At 58.6% G+C, this 22,941-nt stretch carries 21 protein-coding genes; 13 read left to right on the plus strand and 8 right to left on the minus strand.

What is annotated here, in order from left to right; all coding sequences use genetic code 11:
* Positions 1-81 precede the first annotated feature (81 nt).
* Complete coding sequence (gene dinB, locus FFI16_RS02300; protein ID WP_138813984.1) at positions 82-1,140, plus strand: DNA polymerase IV; 1,059 nt, start codon at positions 82-84, stop codon at positions 1,138-1,140.
* Positions 1,141-1,270: 130 nt separating this feature from the next.
* On the opposite strand, the gene FFI16_RS02305 is transcribed toward dinB, so the two are convergent.
* The 4 genes from FFI16_RS02305 to FFI16_RS02320 form a co-directional block, all read right to left on the minus strand.
* The gene (locus tag FFI16_RS02305) at positions 1,271-2,224 is read right to left on the minus strand and encodes a hypothetical protein (RefSeq protein ID WP_138813985.1); all 954 of its coding nucleotides are present in this window, start codon (positions 2,222-2,224) and stop codon (positions 1,271-1,273) included.
* Between the two features lie 20 nt (positions 2,225-2,244).
* Complete coding sequence (locus FFI16_RS02310) at positions 2,245-3,960, minus strand: proline--tRNA ligase (protein ID WP_138813986.1); 1,716 nt, start codon at positions 3,958-3,960, stop codon at positions 2,245-2,247.
* Positions 3,961-4,155: 195 nt separating this feature from the next.
* A complete protein-coding gene (locus FFI16_RS02315; protein WP_017139744.1) occupies positions 4,156-5,688 on the minus strand; it encodes an AmpG family muropeptide MFS transporter in 1,533 nt (510 codons plus the stop codon).
* Between the two features lie 43 nt (positions 5,689-5,731).
* Positions 5,732-6,094 (minus strand): MGMT family protein, encoded by a 363-nt coding sequence (locus tag FFI16_RS02320; RefSeq protein WP_138813987.1) that lies wholly within the window; start codon positions 6,092-6,094, stop codon positions 5,732-5,734.
* Positions 6,095-6,242: 148 nt separating this feature from the next.
* On the opposite strand from FFI16_RS02320, the gene FFI16_RS02325 reads away from it, so the two are divergent.
* The 5 genes from FFI16_RS02325 (at position 6,243) to groL (ending at position 10,891) form a co-directional block, all read left to right on the plus strand.
* Positions 6,243-7,250: a DUF481 domain-containing protein gene (locus tag FFI16_RS02325; RefSeq protein ID WP_138813988.1), complete on the plus strand. Its 1,008-nt coding sequence runs from the start codon at positions 6,243-6,245 to the stop codon at positions 7,248-7,250.
* A gap of 125 nt (positions 7,251-7,375) precedes the next feature.
* Entirely contained in the window at positions 7,376-8,107 is a 732-nt protein-coding gene (locus FFI16_RS02330) for a HugZ family protein (protein ID WP_138813989.1), read from the plus strand.
* A gap of 66 nt (positions 8,108-8,173) precedes the next feature.
* Entirely contained in the window at positions 8,174-8,650 is a 477-nt protein-coding gene (locus tag FFI16_RS02335) for an FxsA family protein (RefSeq protein WP_016975517.1), read from the plus strand.
* Between the two features lie 248 nt (positions 8,651-8,898).
* Positions 8,899-9,195 (plus strand): co-chaperone GroES, encoded by a 297-nt coding sequence (groES, locus tag FFI16_RS02340; protein WP_017139748.1) that lies wholly within the window; start codon positions 8,899-8,901, stop codon positions 9,193-9,195.
* Positions 9,196-9,244: 49 nt separating this feature from the next.
* Positions 9,245-10,891, plus strand: coding sequence for a chaperonin GroEL (gene groL, locus FFI16_RS02345; RefSeq protein WP_056858678.1), 1,647 nt, complete (start codon positions 9,245-9,247; stop codon positions 10,889-10,891).
* A 97-nt stretch (positions 10,892-10,988) separates the two neighbouring features.
* Here the strand turns inward: groL and FFI16_RS02350 are convergent, their stop codons facing one another.
* The 4 genes from FFI16_RS02350 to FFI16_RS02365 all read right to left on the minus strand — a co-directional run bounded on the left by FFI16_RS02350 (position 10,989) and on the right by FFI16_RS02365 (position 15,461).
* Complete coding sequence (locus FFI16_RS02350) at positions 10,989-11,366, minus strand: hypothetical protein (RefSeq protein ID WP_138813990.1); 378 nt, start codon at positions 11,364-11,366, stop codon at positions 10,989-10,991.
* 84 nt (positions 11,367-11,450) lie between these two features.
* Entirely contained in the window at positions 11,451-12,746 is a 1,296-nt protein-coding gene (locus FFI16_RS02355) for a sensor histidine kinase KdpD (protein WP_138813991.1), read from the minus strand.
* On the minus strand, positions 12,739-13,434 hold the full coding sequence (locus FFI16_RS02360) for a response regulator transcription factor (RefSeq protein ID WP_138813992.1): 696 nt from the start codon (positions 13,432-13,434) through the stop codon (positions 12,739-12,741). The genes FFI16_RS02355 and FFI16_RS02360 overlap by 8 nt, the downstream gene beginning before the upstream one ends.
* Positions 13,435-13,511: 77 nt before the next feature.
* A complete protein-coding gene (locus FFI16_RS02365; RefSeq protein WP_138813993.1) occupies positions 13,512-15,461 on the minus strand; it encodes an LTA synthase family protein in 1,950 nt (649 codons plus the stop codon).
* 200 nt (positions 15,462-15,661) lie between these two features.
* On the opposite strand from FFI16_RS02365, the gene colR reads away from it, so the two are divergent.
* The 7 genes from colR (at position 15,662) to FFI16_RS02400 (ending at position 22,925) form a co-directional block, all read left to right on the plus strand.
* Positions 15,662-16,345, plus strand: coding sequence for a two-component system response regulator ColR (colR, locus tag FFI16_RS02370; protein ID WP_003175870.1), 684 nt, complete (start codon positions 15,662-15,664; stop codon positions 16,343-16,345).
* Positions 16,335-17,615, plus strand: coding sequence for a HAMP domain-containing sensor histidine kinase (locus tag FFI16_RS02375; protein ID WP_138813994.1), 1,281 nt, complete (start codon positions 16,335-16,337; stop codon positions 17,613-17,615). Before colR ends, FFI16_RS02375 begins: the two co-directional genes overlap by 11 nt.
* A gap of 188 nt (positions 17,616-17,803) precedes the next feature.
* Positions 17,804-18,484, plus strand: a complete 681-nt coding sequence (locus tag FFI16_RS02380; RefSeq protein ID WP_138813995.1) for a class I SAM-dependent methyltransferase — start codon at positions 17,804-17,806, stop codon at positions 18,482-18,484.
* Positions 18,485-18,488: 4 nt separating this feature from the next.
* Positions 18,489-19,208 (plus strand): lipopolysaccharide kinase InaA family protein, encoded by a 720-nt coding sequence (locus FFI16_RS02385; protein ID WP_138813996.1) that lies wholly within the window; start codon positions 18,489-18,491, stop codon positions 19,206-19,208.
* Positions 19,205-19,432 carry a hypothetical protein gene (locus FFI16_RS02390; protein ID WP_138813997.1) on the plus strand — a complete coding sequence of 76 codons (228 nt, stop codon included), beginning with the start codon at positions 19,205-19,207 and terminating at the stop codon, positions 19,430-19,432. Before FFI16_RS02385 ends, FFI16_RS02390 begins: the two co-directional genes overlap by 4 nt.
* Positions 19,433-19,992: 560 nt before the next feature.
* Positions 19,993-21,363 (plus strand): MBOAT family protein, encoded by a 1,371-nt coding sequence (locus tag FFI16_RS02395; RefSeq protein WP_256666224.1) that lies wholly within the window; start codon positions 19,993-19,995, stop codon positions 21,361-21,363.
* Positions 21,267-22,925, plus strand: a complete 1,659-nt coding sequence (locus FFI16_RS02400; protein WP_138813999.1) for a hypothetical protein — start codon at positions 21,267-21,269, stop codon at positions 22,923-22,925. Before FFI16_RS02395 ends, FFI16_RS02400 begins: the two co-directional genes overlap by 97 nt.
* Positions 22,926-22,941 lie beyond the last annotated feature (16 nt).

Consider the following 22,941-nt stretch of genomic DNA (forward strand, 5'->3'; position numbering starts at 1 on the left):
AACGGCAGATTCAAACTACTGGTGCTATATACAGGAGTGAGTGCGATACTGGCCGCCCGTTGGATTACACCCTCTGTTTATATGACGCAGCGCAAAATCATCCACGTCGACTGTGATTGCTTCTACGCCGCCATCGAGATGCGCGACGACCCGAGCCTGGCGCAAAAGCCCCTGGCGGTCGGCGGCTCGGCAGACAGGCGCGGGGTGATTGCCACCTGCAACTATGAGGCGCGGGCCTATGGCGTGCGGTCGGCCATGTCCTCGCGCCACGCCTTGAAGCTGTGCCCGGACCTGACCATCGTCAAGCCGCGCATGGATGCCTATAAAGAAGCCTCGAAAGAAATCCAGACGATCTTTCGCGACTACACCGACCTGATCGAGCCGTTGTCGCTGGACGAAGCCTATTTGGATGTGTCCGACAGCCCGCATTTTGGCGGCAGTGCCACGCGTATCGCCCAGGACATACGGCGGCGCGTCTCCAGCCAGTTGCACATCACCGTGTCGGCCGGCGTGGCGCCGAACAAGTTTCTGGCCAAGATCGCCAGCGATTGGAAAAAGCCCAACGGTCTGTTTGTGATCACCCCGGATCAGGTCGAAGACTTTGTATCGCAGTTGCCGGTGAAAAAGCTGCACGGTGTCGGCAAGGTCACCGCCGATAAGCTGGCGCGCCTGGGCATTGAAGACTGCCTGCAACTGCGCGAGTGGAACAAGCTGGCGCTGGTGCGTGAATTCGGCAGTTTTGGCGAGCGGCTTTGGGGCCTCGCCCGTGGGATTGATGACCGTGTGGTGCAGAACGACAGCCGTCGACAATCCATCAGTGTGGAAAATACCTACGACGTAGACCTGCCGGATCTTTCAAGCTGCCTGGCGAAACTGCCTGAGCTGATGGAAACGCTGGCGGGGCGCATGGCGCGTATCGACAGCAGTTATCGCGCGGGCAAGCCGTTCGTTAAGGTGAAGTTTCATGACTTTACCCAGACGACGCTGGAGCAGGCCGGGGCAGGGCGGGATCTGGAGAGTTATCAACAGCTGATGACCCAGGCCTTTAACCGGGGCGGGAAGCCGGTGCGGTTGTTGGGGATTGGGGTGCGGTTGCTGGACTTGAGCAGCGGTAACGAGCAGCTTCAATTCCCTTGGTAAAAACCGGATCAAAAAATGTGGGAGCTGGCTTGCCTGCGATAGCGGTGTGTCAGTCATTGATGCTTTAACTGATATACCGCTATCGCAGGCAAGCCAGCTCCCACAGTTGTGTTTCAGTGTTGCTTAAATCTCAGCGTGCGCCTGGATCTGCGACAAGCCTTCCTGCATCCTTGGTCAGTGCCTGCAGAAATTCCTGCTGCAACTCCGGATCATTGCGCGTCAGTTCGATCAGGCTTTGTTCCAACTCACTGGCTTCTTCCTCCAGGCCCAGCTCCGACAGGCGTTTGACCCGGTGGACCCATTGGCTCACTTCGTCATCTTCCAGGTCGTCGTAGATCAGCCCATGGGCTTCGAGCAGCTTGCTGCGCAGGGTGTTGCTGACCGCCAGGGTCGAGTCGGAATGCACATCGTCCTGGCCATCTTCAACGCTGATCTTCAAGGTGCTGACGCGGTTCAGGTCTTGCTCGGCAAACGGGCTGTCCAACAGGTTCAGGCGCAGTACGCCGTCGCGATCGGTGGTCAACTCATGGGTCTGCTTGCCAGCGGTGACCTGCACCGGGCGTTCGCTCCAGGGCAGGCTCGAATACTCCGTGCGCTTGTCGCGCTGGACTTCATCGATGCCGGCCAGGTTCTGTTGCGCACGGCCGTGGGATTGCACGTTCATGAACGGGTTGATGCCGTCCACGCCGTAGCTCAGCCAGTCACGCGTCATGCTGGTGGGCAGGTTGCCGAGGGCGAAGACATTCACCACGTTGGCGCCCGCACCCGCTACCAGTGCAACGGCACCCAAAGGCATCTCATAGAGTTTGCGCCAGGGTTGGTAGGGGGTGTAGCGATCGTAACGGCGGGTAACTTCGAACTCGGTGACCTCAAAGGTCTTTTGCTCGTGAATGCGAACCCGGCGTTGCGGCAGTTCCAGCACTTTGGGTTCGCCTACATCGATTTGCAGGCTGTGATCGAGCAGCTTTCGCTCGACCCGCTCCTCGTGCTCACTGCGTTGCGACATTTGATTGGCGCAGCCGCCGACCAGCAGGGCGCCGCACAAGGCGGCGCCCCCCAGGGCTCTGGTGTTTCGCTTGAACATGACTTCTCTTGATCTGGTTTTCAGCGACGAATACGCGCCTGAAGGAAAGACAGCACGTCAGCCACCGGCAACGGTTGGGCTTCGGCTTCGGTCCGGCTCTTGTATTCCAGATTGCCATCGGCCAGGCCGCGGTCACTGACCACGATACGGTGCGGGATGCCAATCAGTTCCATGTCGGCGAACTTGATGCCCGGGCTGGTTTTCTTGTCCCGGTCATCGAGCAGCACTTCAAAACCGGCAGCCGTCAGTTCGGCATACAGTGTGTCGGTGGCTTCGCGTACTTGCTCGTTGTCGTAGCGCAGCGGTACCAGGGCGATCTGGAACGGTGCCAGGGCGTCGCTCCAGATGATGCCTTTCTCGTCGTTGTTCTGCTCGATGGCAGCGGCAACCACGCGCGATACGCCAATGCCGTAACAACCCATGTCCAGGGTGATCGGCTTGCCGTTCTCGCCCAGCACTTCGCACTTCATCGCCTTGCTGTACTTGTTGCCCAGCTGGAAGATGTGCCCGACTTCGATGCCGCGCTTGATTTCCAAAGTGCCCTTGCCATCCGGGCTTGGGTCACCGGCCACCACGTTACGCAGGTCGGCCACGGTCGGAACCGGCAGATCACGCTCCCAGTTCACGCCGAAGTAGTGCTTGTCGTCGATGTTGGCGCCGATACCGAAGTCGCTCATCAGCTCGACCGAACGGTCGATGATGATCGGCAGCGGCAGGTTCAGCGGGCCGAGCGAACCGGCACCGGCGCCAATGGCGTCGCGCAGTTCGGCATCGGTGGCCATAACCAGCGGGCTGGCCACGCCTGGCTGCTGGGCAGCCTTGATTTCATTGAGTTCGTGGTCGCCACGGATCACCAGGGCGATCAGCTTGCCTTCTTCTTCGGCGCGCACGATCAGGGTCTTGATGGTCTTTTCAATCGGCAGATTGAATTTTTCCACCAGGGCCGCGATGGTCTTGGTCTCTGGCGTGTCCACCAGGCGCAGTTCTTCAGCCGGCGCGGCGCGGGACGTTTCCCGAGGCACGGCTTCGGCTTTTTCGATATTCGCCGCGTAGTCGGAGCCGTTGCTGAACACGATATCGTCTTCGCCGGACTCGGCCAGCACGTGGAACTCGTGGGAGCCGGCGCCGCCGATGGAGCCGTTGTCCGCTTCAACCGGGCGGAATTTCAGGCCCAGGCGCGTGAACACGTTGCAGTAGGCGGTATGCATGCGGTCATAAGTGGCCTGCAAGGACGCCTGGTCAGCGTGGAACGAATACGCGTCCTTCATGATGAATTCGCGGCCGCGCATCAAGCCGAAGCGTGGGCGGATTTCGTCACGGAACTTGGTCTGGATCTGATACAGGTTCAGCGGCAGCTGCTTATAGCTGCTCAGCTCGTTGCGCATCAGGTCGGTGATCACTTCTTCATGGGTCGGGCCGGCGCAGAAGTCGCGGCCATGACGGTCCTTGAAGCGCAGCAACTCAGGGCCGTACTCTTCCCAGCGCCCGGATTCCTGCCACAGCTCAGCCGGTTGGGTGCTCGGCATCAACACTTCCAGAGAGCCGGCGGCGTTCATTTCTTCGCGAACGATGGCTTCGACCTTGCGCATCACCTTCAAGCCCATGGGCAGCCAGGTGTACAGGCCGGAGGCCAGTTTGCGGATCATACCGGCGCGCAGCATCAGCTGATGGCTGATCACAACCGCGTCGGAAGGCGTTTCTTTCTGTGTGGCGAGCAAATATTGACTGGTACGCATGGTAGGCCGTTGTCGGTTGCTTGGACTTGAAATGACTTGGGATTGTACGGGCGGTTGTCGCCGGAGTACAGGCGTGAGGTTGCGCGCTGCTCTGTGTGGGAGCTGGCTTGCCTGCGATAGCATCGCTGCGGTGTAACAGATACACCGCGTCGTCTGTATCGCAGGCAAGCCAGCTCCCACATTGACCGAGGTGTGTCAGTCTTCTGCGGGAGGATTCAAGCGTGCCCGTCGGCTTTCCTGGAACCAGTGCAGTGCAATCAGGAACAGCGTCGGCACACCCAGCAGGCAGGTAATGATGAAGAAGTTGTGGTAACCGAACTTCTCCACCATCACGCCCGAGTAACCACCAATAAGGCGCGGCAGCAACAGCATGATCGAGCTGAGCAGCGCGTATTGGGTGGCGGAGAACTTGAGGTTGGTCAGGCTCGACAGGTAGGCGACAAACGCCGAGGTGGCCAGGCCTGAGCTGAAGTTATCCAGGGAGATGGTGAAGATCAGCATCTGCAGGTCGGGGCCCATGTCGGCGAGCATCACGAACAGCAGGTTGGTGGCCGCCGAGGCAATGCCGCCGATAAACAGGATCGGCAAGATGCCGAACCGCACGATCAACAGGCCGCCCATACCGGCGCCGAGCAGGGTCATGATCAGGCCGAAGATCTTGCTGACCCCGGCGATCTGGTCCTTGGTAAAGCCCTGGTCGATGTAGAACACGTTGGCCATCACGCCCATCACCGTGTCGGACATGCGATAGGTCGCAATCAGCCCGAGCAGCAGCAGCGCCTGCCAGCGGTAGCGCAGGATAAAGTCGTTGACCGGCGTGAGCACCGGCGCCAGGCCACGGCGGCCCATGGCCGAGAGGCATAGAGTGGTGAGGATGATGTACAGGATGGCGCGCAGGAACGCGCGGTCTTCCATCAACAGCTCCCACAGGCTCACGCCGTGGAACAGCACGCTGGCGAAATCGGTGTTGTACAGCTGGGTGAACATCGCCGGGACCGACACCAGCAGCACGATCAGCACAAATACAGAGACAAGCTGATGCGCAAAGCTGTAGCGCCCGGCCTGCAATTGGGTGCGCAGTGGCACATCGGGTTCACGCATGAAGAAGGTGGTCAGCAGCGCCGGGATCATCAGCACGCCGAACAGCACGTAAGTGCCGGTCCAGGCCGAGTGCTTATAGTTGAAGCCGGTGGAACCGAAGCCTTCGGCAAAGAACAGCGCGCCGGCGGTGGCCAGCAGTGCGGCGATGCGGTAGCCGGACATGTAGCTGGCAGCCAGCGCAGCCTGGCGGCTGTCGTCGGCGATTTCCAGGCGATAGGCGTCTACCGCGATGTCTTGGGTGGCAGAGGCAAAGGCGACGATGACGGCAATGGCGATCAGCCAGGACAAGTGCTTTTGCGGGTCGCAAAAGCCCATGCCGATCAACCCGAGGATCACCAGCGTCTGGGCAAGCACCAGCCAGGAGCGACGTCGTCCCAGTTTACCGAGCAGCGGCAGGCGCCATTGGTCGAGCAGCGGCGACCAGACCCATTTAAACGCATAGGCCAGGCCGATCAGGCTCGCATAGCCGATGGTCTCGCGGGCCACACCGGCCTCGCGCAACCACACAGAAAGCGTCGAAAACACCAACATGTAAGGCAAGCCGGCGGCGAAGCCGAGCAACAACAGGACTAACGTCGAAGGGCTGGCATAGGCGGCGAGCGCGGCGCGCCAGGTTTTACGGGGCATGGGCTGGAGTCTGCCTCAGATTTGCGGAAACAAAGCGCGCACTCTAACCGCTGTGCTCTACCGGGCGCCAGCCATGACGCTGAATATCAACGCGATTATTCATGATACTGACGCCTTCACTGCGCAAACGCGCACGTTGTTCGTCGCCTGAAGCACTGCCCACCGGCAGACTTATCCGACCACCGGCAGCCAACACCCGGTGCCAGGGCAGGCGGGTGTCCTCGGGAAGCTGGCTCAAGGTACGCCCGACCCAGCGAGCGGCGCGGCCCAGCCCGGCCAGGTGCGCCAACTCGCCGTAACTCACCACGCAGCCTTCGGGCACTTGCGCCAGAGTCAGGTACAAGGCCGTACGGCGCATTTCTGCGGGGCTTTGGGGGGCGTCTTCGGGTGAGTGGGGTGTGGGCATCGCCGTGTCTTTATAAAGAGGTGTTTTTGTAAGAAACGTCTGTAATCATGCCGTTGAGAATTGAACTCAATATAAATCCTTGAGTCAGTCCAAGCTATCTAACACGATAACGCCCCTTTTTCGCCAATTTCGAGCCTCGAATTCGCTTATGTTGTCCAGAACCCTGCTCTGCCTCGCTGTTTTCAGCGCCTCCACGCCCCTGCTCGCCGACACCGTGTGGTTGAAGAACGGTGACCGCCTGACCGGCAAGATTAAAGTCTTCGACGGTGGCAAATTGCTGATTCAGACCAGCTACGCAGGGGCCATCCCGGTGGACTGGAAACAGGTCAAGACCCTGGAAAGCGACCAGGAACTGCTGGTCAAGCAGGACGCTTACACCGGTGAAAAGGCCAAATCCCTGAAAGCGGCGGAGGATGGCAAGGTCACCCTGGCCAATGGCGAAGCGCCGAAAACCGTGGAGTTGGCCAGCATCCAGCAGATCATCAAGCCCAAGCCTGTGATCGAAGACCTGGTGTGGAAGGGCAATGTCGACCTGGCGCTGGACTACAAACGCGCCGACAAAGACACCAACGACTACGACATCGACTTCAAGACCACCGCGCGTCACGGCCAATGGCGGCACACTGCCCAGGGCGAATACAACCGCGAGTTCCAGGATGACGTGACCACCACCGATAACTGGGCGCTGGAGTATGACCTGGACCGCTTCATCACCGAGCACTGGTTCTGGCAGGGGCGCCTGACCTACAAGCGTGACAAGGTTGAAGACTTGTCTCGCCAGCGCACCGTCGGTACCGGCCCTGGCTACCAGTTCTGGGACGATGAGCTGGGCGCGTTCTCCCTCGGCTCGCTGGTCAACCGTACCGATTACCAATATTCCGACGACCGCAAGAGCAACTTCTATTCCCTGGCCATGAAGTGGAGCTACAACCGCTACCTGGTGGGCAAGACCGTGGAGTTCTTCACCAACGGTGAATTGGGCAAGCCGCTGGCTGGGCCGTCCGATTACTCCCTGGATGCGGAAATGGGCCTGCGCTACAAAGTCACCGAGTGGGCGTCGCTCAACCTCAAGGCCGAGCGTGACCTCATTAATGGCGATTCGCAGAGCAGCTTGGACAAGACCCGCTACACCGCAGGCTTCGGCGTGGCTTGGTAATATAGCCTGGTAAATCCTGCATCGGGCACTCTGGCAACCTTCGCGGATATTGATTACCTTGTGTTGAGATTCATTCCCATAGACGCCATAGGCTGTGGGCGGCTGAACACCCGAGGAGTCATACCGTGAGCACGCAGGTTGCCAAGAACGCCCGAGAGCTGTTGCTCAAGGAATACCGTGGAGCGCTCTCCACATTGTCCAAAGCCATGCCGGGTTTTCCCTTCGGCTCAGTGGTGCCGTACTGCCTCGACGCGCAGGGCCAGCCGATTATCCTGATCAGCCGTATCGCCCAGCACACCCACAACCTGCAGAAAGACCCCAAGTGCTCGCTGCTGGTGGGTGAACGCGAAGCCGATGACGTGCAAGCGGTAGGGCGCCTGACCTACCTGGCCGAAGCTGAAAAGCTCGAGGATGAGGCAGCGATTGAAGCCGCCGCCGAACGCTATTACCGCTACTTCCCGGATTCGGCCAACTACCACAAAGCCCACGATTTCGATTTTTGGGTGCTCAAGCCGGTGCGTCACCGTTATATCGGCGGTTTTGGCGCGATTCACTGGGTCGACCAGCTCACCTTGGCCAACCCGTTTGCGGGCAAAGCCGAGCGCAGCATGATCGAGCACATGAACAGCGACCACACCAAGGCCATCGCCCACTATGTCGAGCTGACCGGCCTGCCGACCACCGAGCCTGCGCAATTGGCCGGCATCGACAGCGAAGGCATGCACCTGCGTATCGGCCAGTCCTTGTATTGGCTGCCGTTTGCCGAGCCTTGCAACACGCCGACACAAGTGCGCGAAGCCCTGGTTTCATTGGCTCACGCCGAAGTCTGGCCGAAAAAAGAAGCCGTCAGCGCTTGAATTCACGAAACGGCGACGTCATCTAAGGTGGACTGGCAAGGCATTCTTGCGTTGAGGAACCATTTGATGCGCCCTTTTTTATTGCTCTTTCTGCTGTTCCCGGTGTTGGAGCTGTTCGTATTCGTTCAAGTCAGCAGTGCCATCGGGTTTTTCCCGGCGCTGCTGTTGATCATTCTCGGCTCGATGCTCGGCGTTCTGGTGCTGCGCGTCGCCGGCCTGGCCACGGCGCTGCGAGCGCGTGAAAGCCTGAATCGCGGCGAACTGCCTGCACAGACCATGCTTGAAGGCCTGATGATGGCTTTGGCTGGTGGCCTGTTGATCTTGCCGGGCTTTATCAGCGATGTGGTCGGCCTGGTCATGCTGCTGCCGTTCACCCGCAAGCTGCTGGCCGGCAAGATGCGCCAGCGTGCCGAAGAAGCGGCGATCCGCCAGCGTGCGTTTGCCGATGACCTGCAACCCCGTGGTGGCCCGGCTCCGCGCCAGCCGTTAGGGCGTGAAGGCGATGTGATCGAAGGCGAGTTCGAACACCGCGACAGCAAATAACCGCATGACCTGCACGGCGCCTTTGGGTGCCGTGCTGCTTTTGCCGCCCGGCATTCGTAAAAAAATTTCCGTCGCGGCCTCTTGTAATAAGCTTATGCGCCCTTATGTAACGGTCACCGCAAGGTTTCTGGTGGCGACACCAGACAGACTTCCGCGTCTTGCTTGGCGAGGCGCGACCGGCACCGCCGGAATACAACTTGCCGGTATCGATACCGGCCGATGAAAAACACAATTAGGAGAGATCGACAATGAGCAAGCTTCGTCCTCTGCACGACCGCGTCGTAATCCGTCGCAGCGAAGAAGAAAAGAAAACCGCTGGCGGTATCGTTCTGCCAGGTTCGGCTGCTGAAAAAGCCAACCACGGTGTGATTCTCGCTGCAGGCCCGGGCAAGACGCTGGAAAACGGTCAAGTACGTGAGCTGGCCGTAAAAGTGGGTGACAAGGTTGTTTTCGGCCCTTACTCCGGCAGCAACACTGTGAAAGTCGACGGCGAAGACCTGCTGGTCATGGCTGAGAACGAGATTCTCGCCGTTCTGGAAGACTGATTCCCCGCTCATTTTCCCGTTACTACAAAGTATTTAAGGAATATCGATCATGGCTGCTAAAGAAGTTAAATTCGGCGATTCCGCCCGCAAGAAAATGCTCACCGGCATCAACATCCTGGCTGACGCGGTAAAAGCGACCCTGGGCCCTAAAGGCCGTAACGTGGTTATCGAGAAGAGCTTCGGCGCTCCGACCATCACCAAGGACGGCGTTTCGGTAGCCAAAGAAATCGAACTGGAAGACCGTTTCGAAAACATGGGCGCGCAGCTGGTCAAAGACGTTGCCTCCCGTGCCAACGATGACGCAGGCGACGGCACCACCACCGCTACCGTACTGGCTCAGGCCATCGTCAACGAAGGCTACAAGGCCGTCGCTGCGGGCATGAACCCGATGGACCTCAAGCGCGGTATCGACAAGGCGACCATCGCCATCGTTGCTGAGCTGAAAAAGCTGTCCAAGCCATGCGCCGACACCAAGGCTATCGCTCAGGTAGGCACCATCTCCGCCAACTCCGACAACTCCATCGGCGACATCATTGCCGAAGCCATGGAAAAAGTCGGTAAAGAAGGCGTGATCACCGTTGAAGAAGGCACTGGCCTGGAAAACGAACTGTCGGTTGTAGAAGGCATGCAGTTCGACCGTGGCTACCTGTCCCCGTACTTCGTCAACAAGCCTGAGACCATGGTTGCCGAGCTGGACAGCCCGCTGATCCTGCTGGTCGACAAAAAAATCTCGAACATCCGCGAAATGCTGCCAGTGCTGGAAGCCGTTGCCAAAGCCGGCCGCCCACTGCTGATCGTTTCCGAAGACGTTGAAGGCGAAGCCCTGGCGACTCTGGTTGTGAACAACATGCGTGGCATCGTTAAAGTCGCCGCCGTCAAGGCGCCAGGCTTCGGCGATCGTCGCAAGGCCATGCTGCAGGACATCGCCGTTCTGACCGGCGGTACCGTTATCTCCGAAGAGATCGGCCTGAGCCTGGAAAGCGCCACCCTGGAAAACCTGGGTAGCGCCAAGCGTGTGACCATCTCCAAAGAAAACACCATCATCGTTGACGGTGCTGGCGTTGAGCAGGACATCCAGGCTCGCATCACTCAGATCCGTGCCCAGGTTGCCGAAACGTCGTCCGACTACGACCGTGAAAAACTGCAAGAGCGTCTGGCCAAGCTGTCTGGCGGCGTTGCAGTGATCAAGGTTGGCGCCGGTTCCGAAGTTGAAATGAAAGAGAAGAAAGCCCGCGTTGAAGACGCCCTGCACGCAACCCGTGCAGCCGTTGAAGAAGGCGTGGTACCTGGCGGTGGCGTTGCGCTGATCCGCGCTCTGGAAGCCCTGGCTGATCTGACCGGCGACAACGCTGACCAGAACGTCGGTATCGCTGTTCTGCGTCGCGCCGTTGAAGCACCGCTGCGTCAGATCGCTGCCAACTCCGGCGACGAGCCAAGCGTTGTGGTCAACGAAGTCAAGAACGGCAAAGGTAACTACGGTTACAACGCTGCGACTGGCGAATACGGCGACATGATCGAAATGGGCATCCTGGACCCTACCAAGGTGACTCGTTCCGCGCTGCAAGCAGCAGCCTCGATCGGTAGCCTGATCCTGACTACCGAAGCTGCAATCGCCGACAAGCCAAAGGCTGAAGGCGCAGGCGGTGGCGGTATGCCAGATATGGGCGGCATGGGTGGCATGGGCGGCATGATGTAAGCCAGCCTTACCCGGCCATTAAAAAGCCCCGTCTGCAGTAATGCAGGCGGGGCTTTTTTGTGCAGTATTAAAAAATGCAGGAGATCCAATGTGGATCTCAACCCAAGGTGCGGCGCCGCAACAGCTTCCTGAAGGTCATGCCCCGCGCCAGGGTTACTTGGGCAGCCGGCACAAGTGCCACGGGTTGCGGTGCAGCAGCTTGGTTGAATGGGCCAGGGCCAGGCAGGTGCGTGAGTTTCTCAGCGCCGGCGGCTCGGGGCCACCTCCGGGGTGGTGGGGTGAGGAGCGCATCCTGCGCCGTTGGCCGAGGGGCCGTATTGGCGGTGTGATCGCCGGCGTGCTTGTCTTCCATCCGTGGTGATGGCTTGTCCGTAACCGCCAGGCGCGAGGCCGACGCATTACCCGGCACGAACGCGCCGGTAACGATGCACAGCGACAGCATCAAAGTGGGCAAATGCTTCTTACGGGGACGCATGAACGGGCTCTCCAACCGGGGGATTCAGTTGGTGAGGTTACGGGCGATGTGCAGGCTTCGCTGTCACAGGCTGTAACAGGCCTTCTATTCGGGCCGCAACGGCAGGATCAGGCTCATACGGGCGCCGCCCAACGGGCTGCGGGTGACTGATAATTGCCCGTTGTGCCACTGGGTCGCACGTTTGGCCAGTGCCAGGCCGAGGCCGAAGCCGCCGGGTTCGTCGCCGCCCATGGCAAGCCGCACGAACGGCTCGAAGATCTTTTCGCGGTTCTCGGCCAAGACGCCGGGGCCGTCATCGTCTACATGCAACACCACATGCTGCTCACCATGGTAAGTGGCGCTCACGCACACTCGATCACGCGCATAGGTGATGGCGTTGCTCAAGAGGTTGCGCACGATCAGGTGCAGCAGGGCGCGGTCGCCGATCAGTTCAAGCTGTGCAGGCTCGGTTTCCAGGCTCAACTGACGATGGTGCCCATCCAACAACGCGAACTCCTGGTGCAGCCAGTCACGCAGGTTGATCGGCTCATGCTGCAAATCCGTCGGTGCGCCGGCCATCCGCGCAAAGGCCAGGCTGGCGCGAACCAGGGCTTCGAGTTCTTCAACATCGGTTTGCAAGCGCTCTTGCAGGCGTGCGCGGGTCGGCGGGTCTTCGCTTTTGCTCAGCAACGTCAGGGCGAAACGCATGCGCGCCAGCGGCGTGCGCAGTTCGTGGGACACCGCCTGGGAGACTTCGCGATGGCGTTCGCTCATGGCGCTGATATCCCGTGCATGCTGTTGCAAGGTCAGCAGCAGCGGCGTCCACTCCTTCGCCAGGGCGGGCAGCATCACGTTTGGCGTGCGTGCCAGCGTGCCCAGGCAGGTGTTGAGTGCATCCAGGTCTTTATTACGCCGCCGGTGCACGCGCAAACCGATGCCGAGCAGCAGTAAAACCGGCAAGCCGGCGACGCAGGCAGTGATCCAGAAAATCGGGAATTTCAACAGGTCCTTGACCTCGGCACTGCCCCACATGGGGCCGAAGCGGATCACGGTATCGTCGTCCAGCGGGAAGTAGCTGATGTCTTCGTCGCTGTTCAGCGCCGGCTGCTGGTGTTCGAGCATGACCATGGCCTCGGGCGGCAATTCGACGTCGTCATACGGGATCAGCTCTACCGGGTACTGGAAGTGCGCGCGCAGGATGTCCATGCGCGCTTCACGTTTCTCGGAGGGCAAGCCTTTGAGCTGCTCGGCCACCAGGTAGCCTGGGCCGGCCATCAAGCGCAAAAAGCTGTCTTCGCCGACAAACACCGAGGCGTTGGTACACAGCCACACCAGATAAAGGGTCAAGCTGGTCCAGCCCGCGCCCGCCACGGCCACCATCCAGGGGCGCAGCTTAGACATGCTGGGCCTGCTGGGGGATTTCGACAAACAGGTAGCCTTGGGCCGTGATGGTCTGGATGGTCACCGGGCAGGCCAGGCTCATCAGCTTTTTGCGCAGGCGCGACACACGCATATCAATCGAGCGGTTAAGCCCGTCGTATTCCAGGCCGCGCAAGCTTTGCAGGAGTTTCTCGCGGGTCAGCAACACGCCACTGTGGCGGGCGAAAATCGCCAGCAGTTCGAACTCGGCCACCGAGAACTGCAACGGCGTGCCGTCGAGCCAGGCGAAATGACTGTTGAGGTCCAACCGAAATGCGCCCCACTGATAAGACGCATTGGGCGCCTGGCGGTGACGGCGAAGTAATGAGCGCACCCTGGCCAGCAACAGCAGCGGGTCGACCGGTTTGACCACGTAATCGTCGGCACCCACGTGGAAACCGGTCAATTGCTCGGCATTTTCATCCAGCGCGGTCATCATCAGGATCAGCCCAGGGTAGCTGTCGCGAATCTGGCGGCACAGGGTAAACCCGTCGATGCCCGGCAACATGACATCGAGGATCAACAGCGCCGGTTTTTCCTCAAGAATGCGCTGTGCGGCGCGATCACCACGGTGCTCCACGGCAACGGTAAAACCTTCGGCGCGCAGGAACTCGGCCGTCAGCGCGGCTAATGGGCGGTCATCTTCGATCAGCAACAGGGAGTCGGACATGCAGGGGCGCCATCGCCGGAGGATGGCGCAAGTGTCACGCCCTTGCCCTGTGGTAGGCAAGGGCCAGAGCGCAGCTGTCAGCGTACGCTGATCGCAGGGGGCACTTGCTTCGGCGCCTTCCAGTTCAGCAATTGTTGTGTGTAGCCATAGCTGGCCGCTTGGTAGTAGGTGATTGCGCGTTGGATCAACGGATCATCACTGCCTACGCGTAACTCCTGGCTTTCGCCCAGGGCTTGATCGTGACGACGCAGGCCCTGGCGTGGGCTTAAAATGGCCAGGTCCTTGCCGTCAAACAGCCCCAGATACTGGTAGTTGCCGACCACCACGCGCGGTGGCAACGGGTTGTCCTGCAACAGGTTGCGGCCGAAGAAGGTCGACTCGTAGCTCAGGTTGATCAGGCCCAGCAAGGTCGGCGCAAGGTCGATCTGGCTGGCCAGTTGTGCGGTTTCCCGGGCTTCGATCAGCTTGGGGGCATAGATGAATAGCGGGATCTGGTAGTTGGTGATCGGCAGGTCTTCTTTGCCTGCGCTGCCGGCGGTGTGGTCGGCGACGAACACGAAAATCGTGTTATCGAACCAGGGTTTCTGGCGTGCCGCTTCGAGGAACTCGCCAATAGCGTGGTCGGTGTATTTGACGGCGCCGTCACGGCCTTTACCGGACTTGATATCAATGCGCCCGTCCGGGTAAGTGTAGGGGCGGTGGTTGGACGTGGTCATCAGTTGCAGCAGGAAGGGCTGTTGCTTGGCGTAGTCGGCGTCGGCGAGTTTCAGGGTTTGCCGGTAGAGGTCTTCATCAGCCATGCCCCAGGCGTTCTTAAACGAAATTTCCGCTTCAGGCACACTGCTCTGGTCGACGACCCGATAACCGTTGCCGCTGAAAAACGCGTTCATATTGTCGAAGTAACCGCGCCCGCCATACACAAACACGCTGTCGTAACCGACAGCACCGAGTTGTTGGCCAAGGCTTGCGAAACCGCTTTCACGGCCAATGCGCTTGACGATCGAGCGGCCGGGCGTGGGTGGAATCGCCAATGTGATCGCTTCCAGCCCACGGTCAGTGCGGGTGCCGGTGGCATAGAAGTTATTGAAGTACAGGCTTTGTTTACGCAGCGCATCGAGGTTGGGCGTCAGGTTGTTCTCATCGCCATTGCTGCCCATGTATTTGGCGCTGAAGCTTTCGATGGTCACCAGCACGATGTTGGGTTTACGCAAGGTGCCTGGGTTGTCGATAGTGCGGCGGATATCCAACGGGTCTGTGCCAATAAAGCGCGCATTGGGTTCGCTGAGTTCTGCGCGCAACTGTTTGGCGACAACATCGGTTGGCAGGCTTTTGTAGAACTGCGTGTAATCGAGTTCGTTATTGCGAAAGGCGGCAAAAAATTGGTAGGGGCCGTTGCTCGCCAATTCGTTCATATAGGCATTGCCGCCTTGGGCACGCGGGCTGTTCTGGCTGATCAATTGCAAACTGAGACCGACGGCTACCAACAGGCACAGGGCATTCAGCAAGCGGCCGCGCATGGGTGGGAGCGGGGCGTTCATCGCTGCATTGAACGGCTTGCGCAGGGCCAGGCTCACGACTATCGCCAGCATCGCTAACAAACTGAGCAGCTTGCCGATCGGGTAGGACTCCAGCAGGTTGTTCAACACCTCCTTGGAATACACCAGGTAATCGACGGCGATAAAGTTGAAGCGCACACCGAATTCATCCCAGAACAACCATTCAGCGACCGCAGTGAACAGCATGGCGAAGACGCTTGCGGTGAGCACCGCTTGCAGGAACCAGCGATGGCCGCGACGGCGCCACAGCGCGGGCGGGCACAGCAGCAGGTACAGGCCCAGTGGCAAGGCGGCGTATACCAGAAAGCTCAGGTCATAGAGCAAGCCCACGCCAAACACCGGCAGCAAATTGCCACCGACTTCATCCAGATGGGTGATCAGCAGAATGCTGCGGGTCAGCAGGAAAATCACCAGCCAGGTGGCGGTGACGAGCAGCAGAAAGCGCATCGGCGCTGTTTTGAAAAACCCCATGTCCATATTCCTTATATCGATGGGCGCGATGTTCGACCTGACACTGTAGTTAGTTTGTGAAGCTATAGTGAAAAACTTGTTGGAATATATGATTGGTTGAAAACCTGTATCGACGTGGCCTCAAGGTCTATCCCTGAGCCACACTTGGCCTTAAGCTGCGCGAGCCAACAAGGCCGTTACCGCGTTCGGAGACACTGCCCATGCGAATTCTATTGGTTGAAGACAACCGCGATATTCTGGCCAACCTGGCCGATTACCTGGGGCTAAAAGGCTACACCGTGGACTGCGCGCAGGACGGCTTGTCGGGCCTGCACCTGGCCGCCACCGAGCATTACGACCTGATCGTGCTCGACATCATGCTGCCTGGTATCGATGGCTACACGCTGTGCAAACGCCTGCGCGAAGACGCCCGCCGCGACACGCCGGTGATCATGCTCACCGCCCGCGATCAATTGGATGACCGGCTGCAGGGCTTCAAGTCCGGCGCCGATGACTACCTGCTCAAACCGTTTGCCTTGTCCGAGCTGGCCGCGCGCATCGAAGCCGTGCTGCGCCGTGCCCAGGGCGGTGGGCGCCGTGCCCTGCAAGTCGGTGATTTGAGCTACGACCTTGATACCCTGGAAGTGACCCGTGAAGGGCGCCTGCTCAAGCTCAACCCGGTGGGCCTCAAACTGCTCGCGGTGCTGATGCAGAAAAGCCCGCACGTACTGCGCCGGGAAATCCTCGAAGAAGCCCTGTGGGGTGACGACTGCCCGGACAGCGACAGCCTGCGCAGCCACGTTCACCAATTGCGCCAGGTAATCGATAAACCCTTCGCCAAACCGCTGCTGCAAACGGTGCACGGTGTGGGTTATCGCCTGGCCGAGGGCCGTGATGGAGTTTAAGCAAAGCCTTGCCCAGCGGATCATCATCGCCTTTGCGTTGATGAGTGCGTTGGTGGCAGGCGCCTTCGCCATGGGCATCGTTGCGACCGTGCACCTGGTGGAAGAAAAACTGATTTCGGCCGGCCTGGGTGGCGACCTGCAGCGCCTGTTGCTGATGGACAGCGTTGAGGACTGGAGCCACCGGCCCGAGCCCGACCAACTGTTTTACTTCAGCGGCGGCCCTGGGGATTTCGAGCTGCCCAAAGACCTGCGGCACTTGGAGCCGGGGTTTCACGAAGTATTCCGCGAAGCGCTGTCGTACCACGCCATGGTTGAAGTGGTGGATGGCCGGCGCTATGTGTTGCTGCAAGACCAAAGCGATTTCGAAGAGCGCGAGCGCGTGTTGTTTGCCGTGGTGCTGGTGGGCTTTGTGCTTAGCCTGGCCCTGGCGGTGTTCCTGGGCTGGGTGCTGGCCCGCAAGGTGATGGCGCCGGTGGTGCGCCTGGCCCGCCAGGTGCGCCATCGTGACCAATTGCTGGGCTTGGCGCCGCCGCTGGCGCCGGACTACGCCGCCGATGAAGTCGGCGAGTTGGCCGTAGCCTTCGACGCCACTTTGGGCCGCCTGCGCGCGGCGTTGTCCCGTGAGCAATTGTTTACCAGTGACGTCAGCCACGAACTGCGCACGCCCTTGATGGTATTGGCCAGCTCCTGCGAACTGCTGCTGGAAAACCCGGCCATTGACCAGCGTGGTCGCAACCAGGTGCTGCGAATCGCCCGCGCGTGTGAAGAAATGCGCGAACTGGTGCAGACCTTCCTGATGCTGGCGCGTGCCCAACACGATGATTCCGGCATGTCGGCCCAAGTCAACCTGACCCAGGTGGCCGAAGATCTGCTCGGGATCTGGCGCGGGCCCATCGAGCAAAAAGGCCTTGAACTGATCTACAGCCCAGGAAACCCTCTGGACACTCGCTACAACACCACCTTCTTGCATGCGGTGATGGGCAACTTGCTGCGCAATGCGCTGCACTACACCGAACAGGGCTTTATCCGCCTCACGCTCGAACCCAGCGGTTTCGTGGTAGAGGACACCGGGGTCGGCATTCCCGAAGACAAGCGTGAGGCGATGTTCGAGCCGTTTGTGCGCGGCAGCGAGAAGCGCGGAGAAGGCCTCGGCCTGGGCTTGTCGCTGGTGCAACGCATCTGCGAGAGCCAGGGTTGGAGCGTCAGCCTGAGCACCATGGAACCCAATGGCTGCCGGTTTCATGTCGAGTTGAGCCAGGTCAAACCCTGAGGGTGAACCTGGCCGTTATCCTGCCAGAGAGCCCGCTAAATCGGCGAAGATGGCCCCATGCTATTGCTTGTATCTGTAAAGTCTTGAAATGTATGGGATTGGACAGGACAAGTTTTTCACAACGGGTTGACCTGTTGATCACAGTTTGCTGCTTAAGGTTGTAGGCATCAGCTACTGGAGATCCGTTGATGTCTACCCCGATCAAGCTCGATTTTTCCGAAAAGTACGACGATCAGCACGCGCAGAATTATTTGCTCAAGCATCAGGACAATCTGGCTCGCCGGCTGTCCCACAAACGCGACGAGCAATTGGCGCGCGGCGCGTTGGCCATGGCTGGCGAGCCGGGCCTGGTGCTGGACCTGCCTTGCGGTGCCGGGCGGTTCTGGCCATTGTTGGCGGAGAAGCCCAACCGTGTGATTATCGGGGCCGACAATTCGGCCTCTATGTTGAAGGTCGCCACCCTCGCTCAACCGGCGGAGGTGGTGAAGCGGGTACGGGCTTTGCAGACATCTGCCTTTGATATCGATTTACCCGATAATTCGGTCGACAGTATTTTTTGCATGCGCTTGATGCACCACATTGGTGATCCGGCGCACAGGCTGGCAATACTGAAAGAATTTCAGCGGGTTACCCGCGACAGCGTGATTATTTCGTTGTGGGTGGATGGCAATTTCAAGGCTTGGAAACGCAAGCGCGCCGAAGTCAAACGTCGTAAGAAAGGTGAGCAGGAAGGTTACCAAAACCGGTTTGTGTTACCGGCTGCTACTGTCGAGGCAGAATTTGAGCAAGCCGGTTTCCGAGTTCAGGAATCCCTGGATTTCATGCCGCTCTACGCCATGTGGCGAGTCTATGTATTGCGTAAGAGGTAACAGGATGGCAGTTGAGTGCGTATCAGGCAGTCACGTAGCTCCCGAAGAACGATTTGATTTTTTCTGGCGCCAGCAGGGCGAGTGGGTCGAGGAACCCAACCGCCGGCGCGGTGGTGAAAGCGGTGTACAGCGGGTGGTCAGCCCCAATGGCCGCTTGCTCTATAGCAAGCGCCAGACCGGGCATATCTACCGCAGTTGGCTTCACCCGTTTGGACGCCCGACCGTGTTGCGCGAACGTGACGCCCTCAAAGGCCTGCGTTCGCTGGATGTACGCGTACCGGAACTGGTGTTCTGCGGCGCACGCCGGGATCCCGAGCACCAGTGGAAAGCCTTGTTGGTGACGGCGTCCCTCGACGGTTTCGACGAGATTGAAAACTGGTACGCCGCCGGCGGTCGTGAGCAGTACGGCGAGTTGGTTCATGAGCGCATGCTCAAGGAATTGGCGGGCACCCTGGCGCGCATGCACAAGGGCCGCTGGCAACATGGTTGCCTGTACATCAAGCACATTTTTGTACGTGTGACCGGCGAAGGCGACTCGGCCAACGTGGAAGTGGCGCTGCTGGATTTCGAGAAGTGCCGTCAGCGCTTGACCGCTTATCGGGCCGCCTCCCATGACATGCTGCAACTGCGTCGCCATTCGTCGTGGAGCAGTGCCGATTGGGAAAAACTCAGCTACTTTTACGAGACGGCGTTTGGCAGCGCTATCAAGGGTTTAAGTAGATGAAGCTAGAAATAGCACGAGGTGTGTTCCTGGTCGGCGCGTTGGGCATTGCAGCTCTGGCGCTGGCTGCGTGGGAACAACCTCGCACACAAGTGCTCAGTGCGGTGCAGGGCAGCGGGCAATGCCTGCTGCCACGCGTTGCCAAGGCCAGTATGGCGGCCAAGCCGGATCATGAGTTGCTGTTGTTCATGTTCGGCATGTCCCAAGGGATGAGGCCGCAGAGTTGATGACGTCGAAACCCACGTAAAGGCCCCGCATTGCGGGGCCTTTTGCGTTGCGGCACTTACACGCAAGCGCCTGCATGCGTGCGTTTTCCTGACGGAGCATCCGCGTCGTGAGAACCATCCAGCGCCCAGATCAATGAGAAATTTCCTGTACCAATATAAGAAGATTCTTATTCGGGCTACGAAAAATCTTACGCGCTATGGTATCTTCCCTCACCTTTTTTCCTGCAGCTGGGCTTCTCTCTGCGCTTGGCGTATTGCAGAAGGGAGAAAGGATAATCGACCGAATATCGGTGGCGTAGGGAACGGGTGGGTGCTGATGAAAGTTAATAACTCAAGATAAACGATTGCAGTTGTAAGAAATTAAAATAAGCCGCTGTGACTCATGATGAGTTTAAGTGTGCGAGTGCAATGAGCTTTAGCTGCGCGTTTTGTTTTTTTGAGGTGGGTCGATGATTTTTAGTTCTTCTATATTCATATTGGTGTATTTGCCAATAGTGTTTGCGGTTTACTTTATTTTAAATAAAGCCCGGCTGGTGTCGGCCGGGAAGATATGGCTGGTATTGGCCAGTTTGTTTTTTTATGGCTACTGGAGTGTGGCGTACCTGCCCTTGCTGCTGGGCTCGATTGTGTTTAACTATGCGAGCGGCTGGCTGGTTTCACCTTATACAACGGCCCTGCACACGGCGCGTACCAAAAAATGGGCGCTGGCCGGGGCGATTGCGATCAACCTTTCGTTACTCGCCTATTTTAAATACACCAACTTCCTGATTGATAACTTTAACGCGCTGGCCGGTGGTCATGTCGGGTTTGAGCAGATTATCTTGCCGCTGGGTATCAGCTTCTACACCTTTACCCAAATTGCCTTCCTGGTTGATAGTTACCGTGGCGAAGCGAAAGAATATGACTTCATCAACTATGCGTTGTTTGTCACCTTCTTCCCCCACCTGATTGCCGGCCCGATTCTCCATCACAAAGAAATGATGTCGCAGTTCGAGTCGCGTTGGACCTTGTTTGTTCGGCACAAGAACATCCTGATGGGGATCTTCATTTTCAGTGTCGGTTTGTTCAAGAAGGTCATTCTGGCCGACACCTTCTCGGTGTGGGCGGATGCAGGCTATGCACCCGGCGTTCAGCATGATTTCTACAGTGCCTGGGCCACCAGCCTGTCCTATACGTTCCAATTGTATTTTGACTTCAGTGGCTACTGCGACATGGCGATCGGCGCCGCGTTGTTATTCAATATCTGGCTGCCGATCAACTTCAACTCGCCGTACAAATCCCTCGATATCCAGGACTTCTGGCGCCGCTGGCACATGACCCTGAGCCGCTACCTGCGCGACTACCTGTATATCCCGCTGGGTGGCAACCGTTGCTCTTCGCCGCGTATCTACATGAACCTGATGCTGACCTTCATTCTCGGCGGCCTCTGGCACGGTGCCAGCTGGATGTTTGTGATGTGGGGTGCATTGCACGGCGGCGCACTGGTTATCCATCGCATCTGGAAGCAACTGGGCATGAGTATGCCCAACCCGCTGGCCTGGCTGGTTACGTTCCTGTTTATCAATATCACCTGGGTGTTTTTCCGCGCGACCTCGATGCAGGACGCGAACAACATCATTTTCAAAATGTTTGATTTCAGCTCCATCAGCGGTACGCCTGTCAGCGCCATACCGACCGCCAGCCTGGCATGGGGCGGCGTGTTGTCGGATCACTTGTTGAGCCTGCTTCCAAACGGCATCGCCGTGAACGCGATTTGCTTCGCGATGATTTTGATTGGCTTCATCATCACGCCAATGAAGAACTCGTTCACGCTGACCGTTGAAGGCACCTTTGGTTGGAAGAAAACCATCTGGATGACACTGGTGTTTGCGATTGCCATGTATTCCACCCTGAAGACGACCAGCACCGTCTTCTTGTATTTCAACTTTTGATCGGTGTCGTGATGAAAAATAAAATAGCAGTCTTTTTCATTTCTACATTTCTGATCCTGATGGTCTCGCCGGTCTTCAACCTGGCGACGCGGTTGCCCGGCCATACCGATGAAAATGTGAAATGGTGGGAACTTTCGTTTCTGTATAACGTTGATTTTGCCATGCCGTTGTTGGGCAGCCTTTACAGCATGATCGGGGTGTCCCTTGACCCGGGTGAAGTGATCCTGGGCAAAGACGGTTGGATGTTCCTGGGCGATGATTACGTGAAGTCCATTTCGGTGAAGCGAAATGGCATGACGCCGCAGGAAACCAGCACCGTCGCGAAAGTCGCCGACACGCAGGCGAAGTGGGACAAATGGTACAAACACCACGGCGTTAAACAGTATCGCGTATTGATTGGCCCCGATAAGGATTCCATTTACCCGGAATTCCTGCCTCGCTGGGCAGCTCATTCGGCCGATCCCGTGACCGCGCAGTTGCTTAAAACTGCTCCGCCGGGCGTGTATGTCGACGCGTTTACGCCACTGCTGGCGGCGAAAGACAAGAACCCACCGATGTATTACAAGACCGACACTCACTGGAATAACCTGGGTGCCTGGATTGCCTTTACCGCGTTGGGCGATAGCCTGCGCGACGCTGATCCGAAGCTGGTTTGGCCGGACCCTGCCTACGGCAAGGTAACCGACATCCTCCCGCAGGGCGGCGGCGACCTGGCCAAGTTCCAGCGTGTACAAGACTCGACGCGTGACCAGAACATTGCCCTGGCTTTCCACCATAAATTCAATATCACGGTCGATCGCTACGACTACGATTCCGGCACATTGCTGAGCACCAACCAGAACCTGCCGTCAGAGCCTCCTCATCATGCTCAGCTGTTGGTTTCCAAGGACGCTCTGAATGACAAGAAGGTACTGTGGCTCAGGGATTCGTACGGTATCGCGATGTCGCCGTACATGGCTGCGACCTTTTCCAATGTGCTTCAGGTCCACCACGAAGCCCTCGACAGTGACGGCCTGATCAAGTTGGTTGAGCGCTTCAAACCTGACTACGTTGTGTACTCCGTGGTTGAGCGTGGGTCGCGGATCGGCTTGTTCGTTTCGCCACCTGAACTCTATGCGATGTCGTTCAATACCGATGAGTTTGTGCCTTCCGCCAAGGGCACGGTTTCGCTGACCAACGACGTAAAACCGACGAAAACGGCTGGGCGCTACGACATTACCGGCCCGGACCCTTTCATCGTGTTCAGCATGGCACCGCTGGCAACAGGTACGAAATCCCATCAGTTGACGTTCGACGCGCAATGTTTCAATCCCGCCGAAAAACGCACACCGGTGCAGATTTTCTGGTCTACGCCGACTGAAGGGTTCAAGGAAAGCAACAGCGCCCGGTTCTTTATCAACCAAGGCGTCACGTCCGTTGATATCTCCGGTGCGCCGGGTTGGCCGACCACAGAGCAGGTCGTCAATGTGCGTTTTGACATCGACAGCACCACCGCCTGCTCAGGGTTCTCCATCAAGAACCTGGCCACTGGCGTGAACGTAGAAGCTGTCAGCAAGAAGTAACTACGTGGCTGCCGCG

Origin of the sequence: Pseudomonas sp. KBS0710 (assembly GCF_005938045.2) — a bacterium.
Lineage (GTDB): Bacteria > Pseudomonadota > Gammaproteobacteria > Pseudomonadales > Pseudomonadaceae > Aquipseudomonas.

What these genes read in the sequence shown, in the direction of transcription:
- dinB (WP_138813984.1), top strand. Translation starts at nt 82, where the DNA reads ATGACGCAGCGCAAAATCATCCACGTCGACTGTGATTGCTTCTACGCC.
- FFI16_RS02305 (WP_138813985.1), bottom strand. Translation starts at nt 2,224, where the DNA reads ATGTTCAAGCGAAACACCAGAGCCCTGGGGGGCGCCGCCTTGTGCGGC.
- FFI16_RS02310 (WP_138813986.1), bottom strand. Translation starts at nt 3,960, where the DNA reads ATGCGTACCAGTCAATATTTGCTCGCCACACAGAAAGAAACGCCTTCC.
- FFI16_RS02315 (WP_017139744.1), bottom strand. Translation starts at nt 5,688, where the DNA reads ATGCCCCGTAAAACCTGGCGCGCCGCGCTCGCCGCCTATGCCAGCCCT.
- FFI16_RS02320 (WP_138813987.1), bottom strand. Translation starts at nt 6,094, where the DNA reads ATGCCCACACCCCACTCACCCGAAGACGCCCCCCAAAGCCCCGCAGAA.
- FFI16_RS02325 (WP_138813988.1), top strand. Translation starts at nt 6,243, where the DNA reads ATGTTGTCCAGAACCCTGCTCTGCCTCGCTGTTTTCAGCGCCTCCACG.
- FFI16_RS02335 (WP_016975517.1), top strand. Translation starts at nt 8,174, where the DNA reads ATGCGCCCTTTTTTATTGCTCTTTCTGCTGTTCCCGGTGTTGGAGCTG.
- groES (WP_017139748.1), top strand. Translation starts at nt 8,899, where the DNA reads ATGAGCAAGCTTCGTCCTCTGCACGACCGCGTCGTAATCCGTCGCAGC.
- groL (WP_056858678.1), top strand. Translation starts at nt 9,245, where the DNA reads ATGGCTGCTAAAGAAGTTAAATTCGGCGATTCCGCCCGCAAGAAAATG.
- FFI16_RS02350 (WP_138813990.1), bottom strand. Translation starts at nt 11,366, where the DNA reads ATGCGTCCCCGTAAGAAGCATTTGCCCACTTTGATGCTGTCGCTGTGC.
- FFI16_RS02355 (WP_138813991.1), bottom strand. Translation starts at nt 12,746, where the DNA reads ATGTCTAAGCTGCGCCCCTGGATGGTGGCCGTGGCGGGCGCGGGCTGG.
- FFI16_RS02360 (WP_138813992.1), bottom strand. Translation starts at nt 13,434, where the DNA reads ATGTCCGACTCCCTGTTGCTGATCGAAGATGACCGCCCATTAGCCGCG.
- FFI16_RS02365 (WP_138813993.1), bottom strand. Translation starts at nt 15,461, where the DNA reads ATGGGGTTTTTCAAAACAGCGCCGATGCGCTTTCTGCTGCTCGTCACC.
- colR (WP_003175870.1), top strand. Translation starts at nt 15,662, where the DNA reads ATGCGAATTCTATTGGTTGAAGACAACCGCGATATTCTGGCCAACCTG.
- FFI16_RS02375 (WP_138813994.1), top strand. Translation starts at nt 16,335, where the DNA reads ATGGAGTTTAAGCAAAGCCTTGCCCAGCGGATCATCATCGCCTTTGCG.
- FFI16_RS02380 (WP_138813995.1), top strand. Translation starts at nt 17,804, where the DNA reads ATGTCTACCCCGATCAAGCTCGATTTTTCCGAAAAGTACGACGATCAG.
- FFI16_RS02385 (WP_138813996.1), top strand. Translation starts at nt 18,489, where the DNA reads ATGGCAGTTGAGTGCGTATCAGGCAGTCACGTAGCTCCCGAAGAACGA.
- FFI16_RS02390 (WP_138813997.1), top strand. Translation starts at nt 19,205, where the DNA reads ATGAAGCTAGAAATAGCACGAGGTGTGTTCCTGGTCGGCGCGTTGGGC.